Below are 14,113 nucleotides of genomic sequence, written 5' to 3'. Positions count from 1 at the left end.
CGGCGGCTCGGCGGCCAGCGGCACCACGGCGGGCACGGCGTGCTGGCCGAGCGGCGCGGCATGGCGGACCACGTCGGCCGCGGTGGCGCGGGAATTCGCCAGCAGCAGGTCGGCATGCAGCGCCAGCGCCGCGAACCAGCGCGCATAGAGCCGCGCCGTCAGGTCCAGGCAGTGCTCCGGCATCGCCAGCGGCACGCAGTCATGCAGGAAGGCGGCGTAGCGGAGCGGGACGCGGCGGCGGAGCATGCGCAGGCCGCGGAAGTAGTCCTCCACCCCCCACGCATTGCCCAGGCTGGCGAGCGTCGCGCCCGGCAGCAGTGGCGCTTCCGGCCGCGCATCGGCCTCGCACAGCGCGGCGGTGGCGGCTCGCCAGGCGGGGTCGGACGCCTCCGCCCCGGTGCGCGACAGGGCCAGTACCTGCGCGAAGGCCGCGATGTCCACCTGCCACCAGCGCCAGGCGGAGGGGTCGTAGGCCACCAGCAGCACCGGGGCGGGCGGCGCCGGATGATCGAGGATGCCGCCGAGAAGGCCCATCTGCACGCGCTGGATGCCCGTGGGCGTGCGCGCGTCGCGCAGGTAGTCCAGCAGGTCCGTCACGTCGAAGACGAGTTGCGTCGGCGGGCCCGCGGGCGGCAGCGGCAGCGCCTCGGCGGGACCCTCGGGCGGCTCGTCCAGACGGTGGCGCAGCAGCGCGACCTCGCGTCGCAGCAGCGGCGACTCGGGGGCGAGGGACAGCGCGCGCGCCATGGCTTGCGCGGCCTCCCGCCCGCGGCCCAGCAGGCGCAGCACATGGCCTTCCTGCAGCGCGGGGTCCCAGGCGTCGGGCGCCAGAGCCGCGGCGTGGCGGTACTGCGCCAGCGCCGCCTCGGGGTCGCCGCCTTCCTTCACGGCGTGGCCGAGCTGGACATGGATCTGCCAGTGCCGCGGCCGCTGTGCCAGGTAGGCGCGGTAGAAGGGCTCCGCCGCCGCCCAGTCGCCGCCGTCGCGCAGCGCGTCGGCGCGGGCGAGCAGGGCGTCCGGTGTGTCGGGCAGGTCGGGCATCGGGCGGGCGGACCATGCCCCCGCCGACGCGCTCACGGCAACAGCGCGCGGATCAGGCCGGCGCGGTGGCACGCGCGGGCAGGCGCGCGCCCTCGGCGGAGAAGACGTGCCAGGACGCGGGCGGCAGGCCGACCGGCAGAACCTCGCCGATCGCGCCGGCGGCGAGCGGCAGGCGCGCCACCAGCACCTCCTCCCCAGGCAGGCGCCCATGGATCACCGTCTCGGAGCCCAGCGGCTCTACCAGGTCCACCGCCAGCGGCAGCGCGCCGGCGCCGTCCGGCAGGTGCTGCACATGCTCCGGCCGGATGCCGATGACGAGCTTCGTGCCGTCCTCGCCCGGGCGCGGCCCGTCGGCGAAGGGCAGGGCGGGGCCCGCCTTCAACTGCGCGCCGCCGCCGCCCTGGACCAGCGTGGCGGAGAGGAAGTTCATCGCCGGCGAGCCGATGAAGCCCGCGACATAGGTATCCGCCGGCACGCCCCAGACCTCCATGGGGGAGGCGACCTGCGCTGCGCGCCCCTTGTGCATCACCACCAGGCGGTCGCCGAGCGTCATCGCCTCCACCTGGTCGTGCGTGACGAACAGGCTGGTGACGCCCAGGCGCTTCTGCAGGCGGCGGATCTCGGCGCGCATCTGCACGCGCAGCTTGGCATCGAGGTTGGAGAGCGGCTCGTCGAACAGGAACAGCTTGGGTTCGCGGACGATGGCGCGGCCCATCGCCACGCGCTGGCGCTGCCCGCCCGAGAGCTGGCGCGGCTTCCGCTCGAGCAGCGGGCCGATCTCCAGCATCTCGGCGGCCTCGGCCACGCGCTTCCTGATCTCCACCATGGGCAGGCCGCGGATGCGCAGCCCGTAGGCCATGTTCTCGAAGACGGACATATGCGGGTAGAGCGCGTAGTTCTGGAACACCATTGCGATGTCGCGGTCGGCGGGTTCGAGCTTCGTCACGTCGCGCCCGTCGATGCGGACGGTGCCGGAGGTCGGCGTCTCCAGCCCCGCCACGATGCGCAGCAGGGTGGACTTGCCGCAGCCCGAGGCGCCGACGACGACGATCATCTCGCCATCGGCGACGTCGAGCTCGATGCCGTGCAGAACCTCGGTCTGGCCGAAGGACTTCCGGATGCCGGAGAGGGAGAGGGTGGCCATTACTTCTCGGTCTCCGTCAGGCCCTTCACGAACCAGCGCTGCATCAGGATCACCACCAGCACCGGCGGCAGCATGGCCAGCACGGCGGTCGCCATGATGATGTTCCACTCGTTCTGCTGGTCGCCGGTGCCGATCATCTTGGTCATGCCGACCACCACCGTCTCCAGGTCCTTGTCGGAGACGATCAGCAGCGGCCAGAGATACTGGTTCCAACCATAGATGAAGAGGATGACGAACAGCGCGGCGATGTTCGTGACGCTCAGCGGCAGCACGACGTCCTTGAAGAAGCGCAGCGGGCCGGCGCCGTCGATCTTCGCGGCCTCGACGTATTCGTCGGGGATGGTGAGGAAGAACTGGCGGAACAGCAGCGTCGCCGTGGCGGAGGCGACAAGCGGCACCACCAGCCCGGCCATGCTGTTGATCAGCCCGAGGTTCACCATGACCTCGAAGGTCGGGATGATGCGCACCTCGACCGGCAGCATCAGCGTGATGAAGATCAGCCAGAAGCACACCATGCGCCCGGGGAAGGCGAAGAACACCACGGCATAGGCCGAGAGCAGGGAGATCGCGATCTTCCCCACCGCGATCAGCACGGCCATGTTCAGGCTGTTCCACAGCATCAGCCAGGCCGGCACGGCGCCGGTGGTGCGCAGCGACGACCCGCCGCGCAGCCAGGCGCTGACATAGTTCGCCACGCCTTCCCCGCCGAACCACAGCGGCACCTCGCCGCGGCCGATCGTGCTGACGTCGTGGGTGGAGCCGACGACGGTGATCCAGATTGGGAAGGCGAAGATCAGCACGCCGAGGGCGAGCAGCGCGTGCGCGATCCACCGGCTGCGCGCCTGCCGCCGCGCGGTGGCGCGGGCCAGCGCGATGTCCTCCATCGTCGTGTCGCGCATCAGCATGCGCATGGCCCCGGAGAAGCAGCCACGGCGGCCCGCGCCAGCGGGCCGAGCGCGCGAATGCGCGCCGCGCACCACATGACCGCGCCGCCGGGTGCGCCAGCAGCCTGCGCGGAAGCCAAGCGGCCGGAGGCCGCGCCGGCGTCTGAGGGCATCATCAATAATGCACCTTGCGCTCGATGAACCTGAACTGGATGGCGGTCAGCGCGATGACGAGGGCCATCAGGATCACGCTCTGCGCGGCGGAGGCGCCGAAGTTCAGGTTCTCCACGCCGTCGACATAGACCTTGTAGATCAGCGTCGTGGTGGACTGGCCCGGCCCGCCGCGCGTCAGCGCATGGATCGTCCCGAAGGTGTCGAAGAAGGCGTAGACGAGGTTGACCACCAGCAGGAAGAAGCTGGTCGGCGCGAGCAGCGGGAAGATCACCGTCCAGAACCGCCGGGCCGGACGTGCGCCGTCGATCGCGGCGGCCTCCAGCACGCTGCGCGGGATCGACTGCAGGCCGGCGAGGAAGAAAATGAAGTTGTAGCTCACCTGCTTCCAGGCGGCCGCGATGATCACCATCAGCATCGCCTGCCCGCCGTTCAGCTTGTAGTCCCAGGGTATGCCGATGCCGTTCAGGAAGCGGCCGAACAGGCCGATCTGCGGATGGAACAGGAACAGCCACAGCACCGCAGCGATCGCGGGCGCGATGGCGTAGGGCCAGATCAGCATCGTCTTGTAGAAATCGGCCCCGCGGATCGCCTTATCCGCCTGCACCGCGAGGAACAGCGCCACGCCGAGGGCGGAGAAGGCGACCGCGGAGGAGAAGATCACGGTGTTGGAGACCGCGTTGAGGTAGTTCGGGTCGGCCAGGATGTCGGCGAAGTTCTCGAAGCCGACGAATTCGCGCGACAGGCCGAAGGCGTCCTCCCGCAGGAAGGAGCCGTAGATCGCCTGCCCGGCGGGCCAGAAGAAGAAGATGCCCGTGATGATCAACTGGGGCAGCAGCAGCAGGTAGGGCAGGGCGACGCCCTTGAAGATCACCTTCTTGCGCAAGGGTGCTGCCTCCGCCGCTTGGCAGTTCCCTCCCCTGGGGAGGGTCAGTGTGGGGATGCTTCGCCGGGTGCGTCCTCATCCTCGGACCCCTGCCCCAACCCTCCCCCGCGCGCGGGGGAGGGAGGGGCGGGAGCGGGGAGGGGACGCGCCGCGACCTCAGCCGCCGCGGTTCTGGCGCTCGAAGTTGCGCAGCACCTGGTTGCCGCGGTTCGTCGCGTTGGTCAGCGCCTGCTCCGGCGTCTGCTGGCCCTGGAAGGCCCGCTCCATCTCCTCCTGGATGATGTTGCGGATCTCCACGAAGCCGCCGAGGCGGATGCCCATCGTGTTGCCGGTCATCTGCCCGCCGCCGCGCAGCAGCTGCTGGATCGGGATGTCGGCACCGGCATTCTGCGGCTGGCTGTAGAAGCCGGTCGCGCGGACCTGCTCATAGGCGGTGCGGTTCACCGGCAGGAAGCCCGTGTCGGTGTGCCACTTGGCCGCCACCTGCGGCTGGGAGATGAAGCGGAAGAACTCCGCCACGCCGCGCAGCTCCTCGGCGCTGCGCTGCGCGTTCGGGCCGCGGTTCATCGTCCAGAAGCTGGCGCCGCCGATGATGGAGTTGAAGGGCGCGCCCTGCACGTCGTTGTAGTAGGGCAGCATCGCCACGCCCCACTGGAACTGCGACTCGCGCTGGACGCGGCCGCGATAGCCCGACGAGTTGAAGATGATGGCGCATTCGCCGTTCGGGAACAGCGGCTCCGCCGCCGTGTCGCGGCCGCCGTAGCGGAACAGGCCCTCGCGCTGCCAGTTCACCAGGTTGGTCAGGTGGCGCAGCATCAGCGGGTTGTTGATGGCAAGCTCGGCGTTCAGGCCGCCGAAGCCGTTGTCCTGGGTGGCCAGCGGGATGTTGTGGATGGCGCTGAACTGCTCGACCATCAGCCAGGTCGGCCAGGCCGTCGTCATCGGGCACTGGTGGCCGGCCGCCCGCAGCGCGCGCGCCGCCTGCTCCACCCCCTGCCAGGTCTCCGGGAACTGGTCGGGGTTGAGACCGGCGCGGCGGAAGGCGTCCTTGTTGTAGAAGACGATCGCTGTCGAGCTGTTGAACGGCATCGACATCATCCGCCCGTCGCGCAGGCTGTAGTAGCCGCGCACCGCGGGCAGGTAGTCCGCGAAGTTCACCTGCAGGCCGGTCTCGGCCATGAGCTCGTGCAGCGGCTTGATGGCGCGGCCCGCGGCCATCATGGTGCCGGTGCCGACCTCGAACATCTGCACGATGTGCGGCGCGGTGTTGGCGCGGAAGGCCGCGATCGCCGCCACCATCGTCTCGGGATAGCTGCCGCGGAAGGTCGCCACCACGCGGTAGCGGTTCTGGCTGGCGTTGAAGTCGGCGGCGATCTGCTCAAGCAGGCCGCCATTGGGCTGGGTCAGGCCGTGCCAGAACTGGATTTCGACGGGCTGCTGGGCCGTGGCCGGCAGGGCCCCGGCAAGGCCGAGCGCGACAGCGCCGGCCATGAGCATGCGGCGAATCATTGGGCTTTCCTCTCCCCCGTGGATTGGTCGCGGGCAGGTATCGGGACCGCGTTGCGTCCCTTTTACAGAATGATGACAGCGCGATGAAGGCCCGATCGGACGGTCCCTGCGGACTGGCGCTTCAGCTCACCGTGGCCGCTGCGCGCAGCCCCGCGATCATGGAGGAGCGCAGCAGCTGTTCCCGGGCGCGGGCCGGATCGGCGGCGGTGCGCTGCAGCTCGGCCAGCATCTCGGCCCGGCGCGCCGGGTCGGTCTCCCGCATGCGGGCGCGGTTGCGGTCGGCCTGGGCGATGATCTCGCGCTCCGCAACCGGGCGCCGGCGCCTGGTGTAGCGGCCGAGCAGGGCCGGCTCCGCCTCGTTCCTCCAGACCGGGGCGAGGGTGGCGGCGAGTTCCATCGCGTCGTGGATGCCGCCATTCATGCCCATGCCGCCGGACGGGCTGTTCAGATGCGCGGCGTCGCCGGCCAGCAGCAGCCGGCCGCGGTCGTAGCTCTCCACGATGCGCTGGTGGATGCGGTAGGGGCGCAGGTCCGGCACGTCATAGGGCGTGCCCTTCGGGTGGATGGCCTGCAGCTTGCGCTCGATCGCCTCCGGCCGCAGCGCCTCCTCCACGCTTTCGCCCGGCGCGGGATAGAGGCTCGCGCGCCATTTCCCGGGCACGCGCAGCAGGCTGAAGGTGCCGCTGAACGCCGGATGCTGCGTCCAGACGTAGTTCACGTTGGACAGGCCCTCGAACACCGCGCCGAAGTCGAAGGGGGTGGTCGCCAGGATCGTCGTCTCGGGATAGGTGTCGCCGGGGAAGTCGAGCCCCATGGCGCGGCGGACAACGCTGCGCGCGCCGTCGCAGCCGATGGCGTAGGCGGCGCGGAGCGGGTCGAAGCCCATGCCGGACAGCGTCACGCCATCCGCATCCTGCGCCACCGCATCCACGGCGCAGCCGAAGCGCAGCTCCACCGCGCCGGCGTGCTCCGCCCGCAGCCTCGCCAGCACCAGGCGGGAGAGCTTCCACTGCTCGGCCTGCAGCCGGTAGGGATGGGCGGTTTCGTCCTTCAGCACCGAAAGGTCGAAGACGGCGCGGGCGCCGTCCTCGTGCCGGCGGATCTGCCAGGTCGGCGTGACCAGCCCCTGGGCGATCAGCGCATCCGCGAGGCCGAGCTCCGCCAGCATGTCGAGCGTCGGCGGATGGAAGGTGGAGGCGCGCAGCTCCTCCGAGATGTCGGCCTCGGCCTCCAGCACCAGGCTCGGCACGCCGAGGGTCGCGAGCCGCAGCGCGAGCACCAGGCCGACCGGCCCGGCGCCGACGATCGCGACGGGTGGCCGCGACGGCATCAGCCGCCTTCGCGCGCCAGCAGCCCTTCGAGGTAGGTGCCATAGCCGCTGTTGCGCAGCGGCTTCGCCAGCGCGGCGAGCTGCGCCGCGTCGATGAAGCCCATCCGCCAGGCGATCTCCTCCGGCGAGGCGACCTTCTGGCCGGTGCGCTTCTCGATGGCGCGCACGAACTCGCCGGCTTCCAGCAGGCTGTCATGCGTGCCGGTGTCGAGCCAGGCATAGCCGCGGCCGAGCTGCGTGACGCGCAGCGTGCCTTCCTCCAGGTAGACGCGGTTGAGGTCGGTGATCTCCAGCTCGCCGCGCGCGGAAGGCTTCAGCGCACGCGCGATGGCCGGGGCGCGGCCGTCGTAGAAATAGAGGCCGGTCACCGCCCAGTGGGAGCGCGGCTGCTTCGGCTTCTCCTCGATAGTCAGCGCGCGGCCCTGCGAATCGAACTCCACCACGCCGTAGCGCTCGGGGTCTGCGACGCGATAGGCGAAGACGGTGGCGCCGGCCTGCGCCGTCGCGGCGCGGGCCTCCTTCAGCCGCTCGTCCAGGTCGTGGCCGTGGAACAGGTTGTCGCCGAGGACGAGGGCGGAGGGCTCGCCGGCCAGGAACTCCTCCGAGAGGGTGAGCGCGCGCGCGATGCCGTCCGGCCGTTCCTGCACGGTGTAGTCGATGCGGATGCCCCAGGGCGCGCCATCGCCGAGCAGTCGGCGGAACAGCGGCAGGTCGTGCGGGGTGGAGATCAGCATCACCTCGCGGATGCCGGCCAGCATCAGCACGGAGAGCGGGTAGTAGACCATCGGCTTGTCGTAGACCGGCAGCAGCTGCTTCGAGACGGCCAGCGTCGCCGGATGCAGCCGCGTGCCGGCGCCGCCGGCGAGCACGATGCCCTTCATGACGTGGTCTCCTTCACGGGGCCGACGAGCAGATCGAGGCAGCGCGCCAGCGAGACGCGCCAGTCGGCCGGCGCGATGCCGTGCACGCGCCCGATCTTCGAGCAGTCCAGCCGCCCATCGGCCGGGCGGCGCGCCTTCGTCGGGTAGTCGGCAGTGGCGATCGGCATGAGGCGCGGCTTCGGATGGCCGCGCCGCGCGGCCTGCTCCAGGATCTCCGCCGTGAAGCCGTGCCACGTCGTGTGCGGCGCGCCGGAGAGGTGGAACAGGCCGAAGGCGGCGTCGCCCGCCGGCGCGGCCAGCAGCCGCGGCGCCATGCGGGTGACCGCATCGGCCAGGTCGGCGGCGAAGGTCGGTGCGCCATACTGGTCCGCCACCACCCGCAGCTCCTCGCGTTCCTTCGCCAGGCGCAGCATCGTCTTGACGAAGTTGGCGCCGTCCGCGCTGCACACCCAGGCCGTGCGGATCACCACGCTGCGCGGGTTGGCGGTCAGCGCGGCCCGCTCGCCTTCCTCCTTCGTGGCGCCATAGACGCCGAGCGGGGCGGTTGCGTCCGTCTCGACATAGGGCGCGCCCTTCAGCCCGTCGAAGACGTAGTCGGTGGAGAAATGCACGAAGGGCGCGCCCCGGGCCGCGGCGGCCTCGGCCAGCCAGCCGGCGCCGGTTGCGTTCACCGCCCGGGCGATGTCCGGCTGGTCCTCGGCCTTGTCCACGGCGGTGTAGGCGGCCGCGTTCACCACGAGGTCGGGGCGGGCAGCCTCCATCGCCGCGGCGATGCTCTCCCGGCTGGTCAGGTCCAGCTCCGGCGGCTCCAGCGCCGTGACCTCGTGGCCCTCGGGCTGCAGGCGGGCCAGCAGGGCGCGCGCGACTTGCCCTGCGCGCCCCGCGATCAGGACGCGCATCAGAAGACCGGCCCCAGATCGGCCAGGCGTGGCAGCCGGCTGTCCTTGTCGGACAGGATCGCCTCCGCCGCCGTCACGCCCCAGTCGATGCCGAGCGCAGGGTCGTCCCAGGCGATGCCGGCGTCGTTCTGCGGGGCGTAGGTGTCGGTGACCTTGTAGGCGACCTCGGTATCCGGCTCCCGGGTGACGAAGCCATGCGCGAAGCCGACCGGCACCCAGAGCATCAGCCCGTTCTCCGCCGAGAGCTCCGCCGCGACATGGCGGCCGAAGCTCGGCGAGGCGCGGCGCAGGTCGACGGCCACATCCAGGATGCGGCCGCGCAGCACCCGCACCAGCTTGCCCTGGCCGCGCGGCGGCGTCTGGAAATGCAGCCCGCGGATCGTCCCGATGGACACCGAGACGGACTGGTTGTCCTGCACGAACTCGTCGGGGATGCCGAGCGCGGCGAAGTCGCGCCGGCTGTAGGTCTCGGCGAAGACGCCGCGCGCATCGCCGAAGCGCCGCGCGGAGATCAGCAGCGGCCCCGCGATCGCGAAGCCCCGCGCCTCGAAATTGCCGGCGCGGAGCACGGCCGGCTGGGCCGGCCCGTCCTGCACCAGGTCGTTCGGCATGGCCTCGCCTCTGCCACCGTGGGTTGTCGGCGTCTCCATAACCGATGGTGGAGTGCCGGAAAAGCGCCGTCCGTCAGCTATCCGGCTCCTGATCGGGATCCAGTCCGGCAGCAATCCGTTCCACGAGCTCCAGCTGCCGCGGCAGGCAGACCGTGCGGAGGTCGTAGCGTTCGATCACGCTGCGGCGGGCGGCCTCGGCCAGCGGCGCATGGGCTGCCGGATCGGCCAGCACGCCCAGCACCGTGCGCGCGATGGCCGGCGGGTCGAAGAACGGCACCAGCAGCCCGTTCACGCCATGGGTGATCGCCTCCGCCACCGGGGGCGTGTCGGAGCCGACGACCAGCGCACCGCACGCCATGCTCTCCAGCATCGACCAGGACAGCACGAAGGGGTAGGTCAGGTAGACATGCGCCGCGGTGACGCGGAACAGGTCGTGCAGCGCATCGTGCGGCACCCGGCCGGTGAAATGGATGCGCGAGAGGTCGAGCTGGCCGGCCAGGTCGGCCAGCACCTTGTCCTTCCAGTTCGGCGCCCCGTCCGGCCGCCGCCCGTAGGAGATCTCCGTCCCGCCCACCACCACCGCATGCAGGTCCGGCCGCTCCGCCTGCATCAGGGCCAGCGCCTGCATGAAGGAGGGGAAGCCGCGATAGGGCTCCAGGTTGCGGGCGACGTAGGAGATGACGGGGTCGCCCTTGCGGAACTCGCGGCCTTCCGGCGTGCGGAACACCGCGCCCTCCCGCGGGGCGCAGCGCTGCGTGTCCACGCCTTCGTGCAGGCAGGTCATGCGGCGGCGCGCCCAGTCGGGGTAGCGGCTCCACTGCCAGCGCGTGGGGCTGACGCCCCAGTCGGCCGCCTGCAGGGAGATCAGCTGCGTCGCGTTCAGCACGCGCACCCGCGCCGCATCGTCCAGCGTGACGCCCTGCGTCGGGTCGAAGCCGAGATCCTGGCCGAAGGCGTTGTAGTAGAACTCCCAATAGTAGAGGGTTCGGGCGCGCGGGAAGACGTCCTTCAGGAACAGCCCCTCGCCCCAGCCGGGGTGGCAGACGATGACGTCGGGCCTGAGCCCGTCCTGGTCGCGCAGCTGCACCAGCCGGTTGGCCAGCTGCTGGCCGCGGCGGATGCCGGCTTCCAGGTTGCGGATGTAGCGGTGCGTCTGCTCGCCCGCGCCGCGCGGCGCGCCGTAGTGGACGTAGGTGACGCCGGGCGCCTTGTAGCCGGGCTTCTCGCCCATGCCCCAGACCTGCACGCCCGCCCGCTCCGCCAGGGCGGGCGCCAGATGCGCGTACTGGCCGGGGAAGTTCTGGTGGATGAACAGGGCGCGCAGCGGGCGGCGGGGCTGGAAGGCGGGCATCGTCGTTCCGGGTGGCTCCGCGCCGAGGCTGCGGTGGCGGGCCGGCAGGGTCAAGCCGCGTCGCCCCGCCCCGGGGCGCGGGGGCCGGTCAGCCGCGGTAGTGGGGGTAGAGCGCCGCGATCCGGGCGATGCGCCGCGGCATCGGCAGGTGCAGGATGTCGTTGTAGATCGAGACGTCGCGCCAGTGACCGCCCTGATGGACGCTCAGGTGGCAGGCCCGGCAGATCACCACGCAGTTCTCGACCGAGATCGGCCCGTTCATCGGGCTGCGGTGCGGGATGACGTGGTGGCCCTCGGCGCGCTCGCCGAAGGGATGCCGGTCCACCCCGGCCTCGCCGATCGCGTGGATGCGGACGCCGCAGCAGGCGCAGACATCCTTCTGCCGGGCCAGCGCCTGTCGCTGGATGTGCGGCGGGAAGCGCTTGTGGTCGGAGGCCATGTGACGCTCTCGGGCGCAGCGTCGCCCGCGGTTCGGGAACCGGCCCATCCTGTCCGGTGCCACCCGTCGGAGGCAAGCCCCGGATCGGGCTGGCGGCTCCCGCATCCGTGACCGGCGCGCGGGACGCGGGATGCGCGCCCCGCCGCTAGACCATCTGGCGACGGAACGGAGCGACGGATGGCGCAGCGCAGGCGGCGGGAGAGGGATTCGGGACGCGAGCCCTTCTGGTGGCGCGATGCCGTCATCTACCAGCTGCATCCGAAGTCCTTCATGGACGCCAACGACGATGGCATCGGCGACTTCGCCGGCCTGGTGGCGCGGCTGGACCACGTGGCCGGCCTCGGCGTGGACGCGATCTGGCTGCTGCCCTTCTACCCGTCGCCGCTGAAGGACGACGGCTACGACATCAGCGACTACACCGGGGTGAACCCGGACTACGGCAAGCTGGTCGATTTCCGCCGCTTCGTGGAGGCGGCGCACGAACGGGGCCTGAAGGTCATCACCGAGCTGGTCGTCAACCACACCAGCAGCGACCATCCCTGGTTCCAGCGCGCCCGCCACGCCCCTCCGGGCTCACGCGAGCGGAACTGGTACGTGTGGTCCGACGACGACAAGCGCTACGCCGGCACCCGCATCATCTTCTGCGACACCGAGACCTCCAACTGGACCTGGGACCCTGTCGCCAAGGCGTACTACTGGCACCGCTTCTACAGCCACCAGCCCGACCTGAACTTCGACAACCCGCGCGTTCTGGCCGCGGTGCTGCGGGTGATGCGCTTCTGGCTCGACATGGGCGTGGACGGCCTCAGGCTCGACGCCGTCCCCTACCTGATCGAGCGGGAGGGCACGACGAACGAGAACCTGGCGGAGACGCACGCCATCCTGCGGCGCATCCGCGCCGAGCTCGACAAGCGCTACCCGAACCGCATGCTGCTGGCCGAGGCGAACATGTGGCCGGAGGACGTGCAGCAGTATTTCGGCGCCGGCGACGAGTGCCACATGTGCTTCCACTTCCCGCTCATGCCGCGGATGTACATGGCGGTGGCGCAGGAGGACCGCTTCCCCGTCACCGATATCCTGCGCCAGACGCCGGACATCCCGGATGGCTGCCAATGGGCGGTGTTCCTGCGCAACCACGACGAGCTGACGCTGGAGATGGTGACGGATTCCGAGCGCGACGCGCTGTGGAACACCTACGCCGCCGACAAGCGCGCGCGCATCAACCTGGGCATCCGGCGGCGGCTGGCGCCGCTGATGGAACGCGACCTGCGGCGGATCGAGCTGATGAACGGCCTGCTGCTGTCAATGCCCGGCACACCGGTGATCTACTACGGCGACGAGATCGGCATGGGCGACAACGTCTACCTGCGCGACCGCGACGGGGTGCGCACGCCGATGCAGTGGTCGCCCGACCGCAACGGCGGCTTCTCCCGCGCCGATCCCGCGGCGCTGGTGCTGCCGCCGATCCAGGATCCGCTCTACGGCTTCCAGGCGGTGAACGTCGAAAGCCAGCTGCGCGACCCGTCATCCCTGCTCAACTGGACGCGGCGGATGCTGGCGGTGCGCAAGCGCACCAAGGCCTTCGGCCGCGGCGCGATGCGCCTGCTCTACCCCGGCAACCGCAAGGTGCTGGCCTATCTGCGGGAGTGGGAGGAGGAGGTTGTGCTCTGCGTCTTCAACCTCTCGCGCGCCGCTCAGGCGGTGGAGCTCGACCTGTCGGACCATGCCGGGCGCGTCCCGGTGGAGATGCTGGGCGGCACGCCCTTCCCGCCGGTCGGCGCGCTGCCCTACCTGCTGACGCTGCCGCCGCACGGCTTCCACTGGTTCCTGCTGGCGCAGGGCGCGGCGCTGCCGGCCTGGCACGTCCCCTCGCCGGAGCCGCTGCCGGAACTGCGCACGCTGGTGGTGCGCCCGGGCGCCGAACGCCTGATCGCCGAGGCCCGCGCCATCATGGAGCGCGAGGTGCTGCCGGCCTGGCTGCCGCTGCGGCGCTGGTTCACCGCCCCGCCGCGCTGGCGGGAGGCGGCGCATCTCGCCCTCGCTGTGCCGATGCCCGCACCCGCCGGCCAACTGCTCGTGCTCGCCGAGGTGGAGGCCGCCGGCGCGCGCTGGGCCGTGCCGTTGGCTCGCATCGGCGAGGAAGAGGCGGCGAAGCCGGCCGGACAGCTTGCCCTGGCGCGGCTGCGCCAGGGGGCACGGGTGGGGCTGCTGACCGATGCGGCGGCGACCGACGTCTTCCCGCGCGCCGTGCTCGCCGCCTGCCGCGACGGCCAGCGCATATCGACGCCGGAGGGCGAGATCCGCTTCCTCGGCACGCCGGCCCTGGCCGCCCTGGACCTCGGCGACGCGCCGGACGTGCGGCGCGCCGGCGGCGAGCAGACCAACAGCTCCGTCATCATCGGAGAGGCAGTGGTGCTGAAGCTGCTGCGACGCCTGCAGCCCGGCATCCACCCGGAAGCCGAGATGGCGCGCCACCTGAGCGCGGCCGGCTATGCCGGCACCCCCGCCCTGCTGGGCGAGGTGGTGCGGGAAGGGAGCGACGGCGCGCCGCAGATGCTGATGCTGCTGCACGCCTTCGCCCGCAACCAGGGCGACGCCTGGGCCTGGACGCTCGACTGGCTGGCCCGCACGGTGGACCAGGCGGCGCTGACCGAGGTGGAGCCCGACGACCTGCTCGCCGGCTACCTGCCGCTGGCCGAGGCGATCGGGCGACGTCTCGCGCAGCTTCACCTGGTGCTGGCGCGGCCTTCCGACGATCCGGCCTTCGCACCGCAGCCGGTGGATGCCGCCATGGCACGGGGCTGGGCCACGGCTGCCGCGGACGCTCTCGAACGCGCGCTCGACCTCCTCGCGCGCCCCAGCCTGCTGCCGCCGGGTCCGGAGGAGGCGCTGGCGGCGCGGCTGCTGGCGCGCCGGCGCGACCTGGTGGAGGCGGTGCGCGGCGCAGCGCCGGCACCGGAGGGGCTG

The 14,113-nt window shown here is 71.5% G+C and carries 12 protein-coding genes; 1 reads left to right on the top strand and 11 read right to left on the bottom strand.

The genetic code is table 11. From position 1 onward, the window contains the following. The 11 genes from OZN99_RS13170 to OZN99_RS13120 all read right to left on the bottom strand — a co-directional run. Positions 1–1,041: tetratricopeptide repeat protein (locus tag OZN99_RS13170; RefSeq protein WP_270935702.1), on the bottom strand; the 1,041-nt coding region annotated here is incomplete at its 3' end. A 52-nt stretch (positions 1,042–1,093) separates the two neighbouring features. Beyond that, the gene (gene ugpC, locus OZN99_RS13165; RefSeq protein ID WP_270935701.1) at positions 1,094–2,185 is read right to left on the bottom strand and encodes a sn-glycerol-3-phosphate ABC transporter ATP-binding protein UgpC; all 1,092 of its coding nucleotides are present in this window, start codon (positions 2,183–2,185) and stop codon (positions 1,094–1,096) included. Continuing rightward, a complete protein-coding gene (ugpE, locus tag OZN99_RS13160; RefSeq protein WP_456299881.1) occupies positions 2,185–3,090 on the bottom strand; it encodes a sn-glycerol-3-phosphate ABC transporter permease UgpE in 906 nt (301 codons plus the stop codon). The genes ugpC and ugpE overlap by 1 nt, the downstream gene beginning before the upstream one ends. Positions 3,091–3,244: 154 nt before the next feature. After that, entirely contained in the window at positions 3,245–4,126 is an 882-nt protein-coding gene (ugpA, locus tag OZN99_RS13155) for a sn-glycerol-3-phosphate ABC transporter permease UgpA (RefSeq protein WP_270935700.1), read from the bottom strand. A gap of 156 nt (positions 4,127–4,282) precedes the next feature. Then, on the bottom strand, positions 4,283–5,635 hold the full coding sequence (ugpB, locus tag OZN99_RS13150) for a sn-glycerol-3-phosphate ABC transporter substrate-binding protein UgpB (protein ID WP_270935699.1): 1,353 nt from the start codon (positions 5,633–5,635) through the stop codon (positions 4,283–4,285). A gap of 121 nt (positions 5,636–5,756) precedes the next feature. After that, positions 5,757–6,965 carry an FAD-dependent oxidoreductase gene (locus OZN99_RS13145; protein WP_270935698.1) on the bottom strand — a complete coding sequence of 403 codons (1,209 nt, stop codon included), beginning with the start codon at positions 6,963–6,965 and terminating at the stop codon, positions 5,757–5,759. Further along, complete coding sequence (gene rfbA / locus OZN99_RS13140) at positions 6,965–7,846, bottom strand: glucose-1-phosphate thymidylyltransferase RfbA (RefSeq protein ID WP_270935697.1); 882 nt, start codon at positions 7,844–7,846, stop codon at positions 6,965–6,967. The genes OZN99_RS13145 and rfbA overlap by 1 nt, the downstream gene beginning before the upstream one ends. Further along, on the bottom strand, positions 7,843–8,745 hold the full coding sequence (rfbD, locus tag OZN99_RS13135; protein WP_270935696.1) for a dTDP-4-dehydrorhamnose reductase: 903 nt from the start codon (positions 8,743–8,745) through the stop codon (positions 7,843–7,845). The genes rfbA and rfbD overlap by 4 nt, the downstream gene beginning before the upstream one ends. Further along, on the bottom strand, positions 8,745–9,356 hold the full coding sequence (rfbC, locus tag OZN99_RS13130) for a dTDP-4-dehydrorhamnose 3,5-epimerase (RefSeq protein ID WP_270935695.1): 612 nt from the start codon (positions 9,354–9,356) through the stop codon (positions 8,745–8,747). The genes rfbD and rfbC overlap by 1 nt, the downstream gene beginning before the upstream one ends. 73 nt (positions 9,357–9,429) lie before the next feature. Beyond that, positions 9,430–10,761, bottom strand: coding sequence for a glycosyltransferase family 4 protein (locus OZN99_RS13125; protein ID WP_270935694.1), 1,332 nt, complete (start codon positions 10,759–10,761; stop codon positions 9,430–9,432). Between the two features lie 34 nt (positions 10,762–10,795). Next, positions 10,796–11,146 (bottom strand): HNH endonuclease, encoded by a 351-nt coding sequence (locus tag OZN99_RS13120; protein ID WP_270935693.1) that lies wholly within the window; start codon positions 11,144–11,146, stop codon positions 10,796–10,798. Between the two features lie 177 nt (positions 11,147–11,323). Between OZN99_RS13120 and treS the strand changes: the two genes are divergently transcribed. After that, the coding region (gene treS, locus OZN99_RS13115) for a maltose alpha-D-glucosyltransferase (protein WP_270935692.1) at positions 11,324–14,113 on the top strand (2,790 nt) is incomplete at its 3' end.

This window comes from Falsiroseomonas oryzae (assembly GCF_027856955.1).
Lineage (GTDB): Bacteria > Pseudomonadota > Alphaproteobacteria > Acetobacterales > Acetobacteraceae > Falsiroseomonas > Falsiroseomonas oryzae.
This window is presented reverse-complemented; position numbering and strand designations above follow the sequence as displayed.

Bases quoted from the DNA above. Each gene is read 5' to 3' on its own strand.
- ugpC (WP_270935701.1), bottom strand. From the start codon at position 2,185: ATGGCCACCCTCTCCCTCTCCGGCATCCGGAAGTCCTTCGGCCAGACC.
- ugpE (WP_456299881.1), bottom strand. From the start codon at position 3,090: ATGCTGATGCGCGACACGACGATGGAGGACATCGCGCTGGCCCGCGCC.
- ugpB (WP_270935699.1), bottom strand. From the start codon at position 5,635: ATGATTCGCCGCATGCTCATGGCCGGCGCTGTCGCGCTCGGCCTTGCC.
- OZN99_RS13145 (WP_270935698.1), bottom strand. From the start codon at position 6,965: ATGCCGTCGCGGCCACCCGTCGCGATCGTCGGCGCCGGGCCGGTCGGC.
- rfbA (WP_270935697.1), bottom strand. From the start codon at position 7,846: ATGAAGGGCATCGTGCTCGCCGGCGGCGCCGGCACGCGGCTGCATCCG.
- rfbD (WP_270935696.1), bottom strand. From the start codon at position 8,745: ATGCGCGTCCTGATCGCGGGGCGCGCAGGGCAAGTCGCGCGCGCCCTG.
- rfbC (WP_270935695.1), bottom strand. From the start codon at position 9,356: ATGCCGAACGACCTGGTGCAGGACGGGCCGGCCCAGCCGGCCGTGCTC.
- OZN99_RS13120 (WP_270935693.1), bottom strand. From the start codon at position 11,146: ATGGCCTCCGACCACAAGCGCTTCCCGCCGCACATCCAGCGACAGGCG.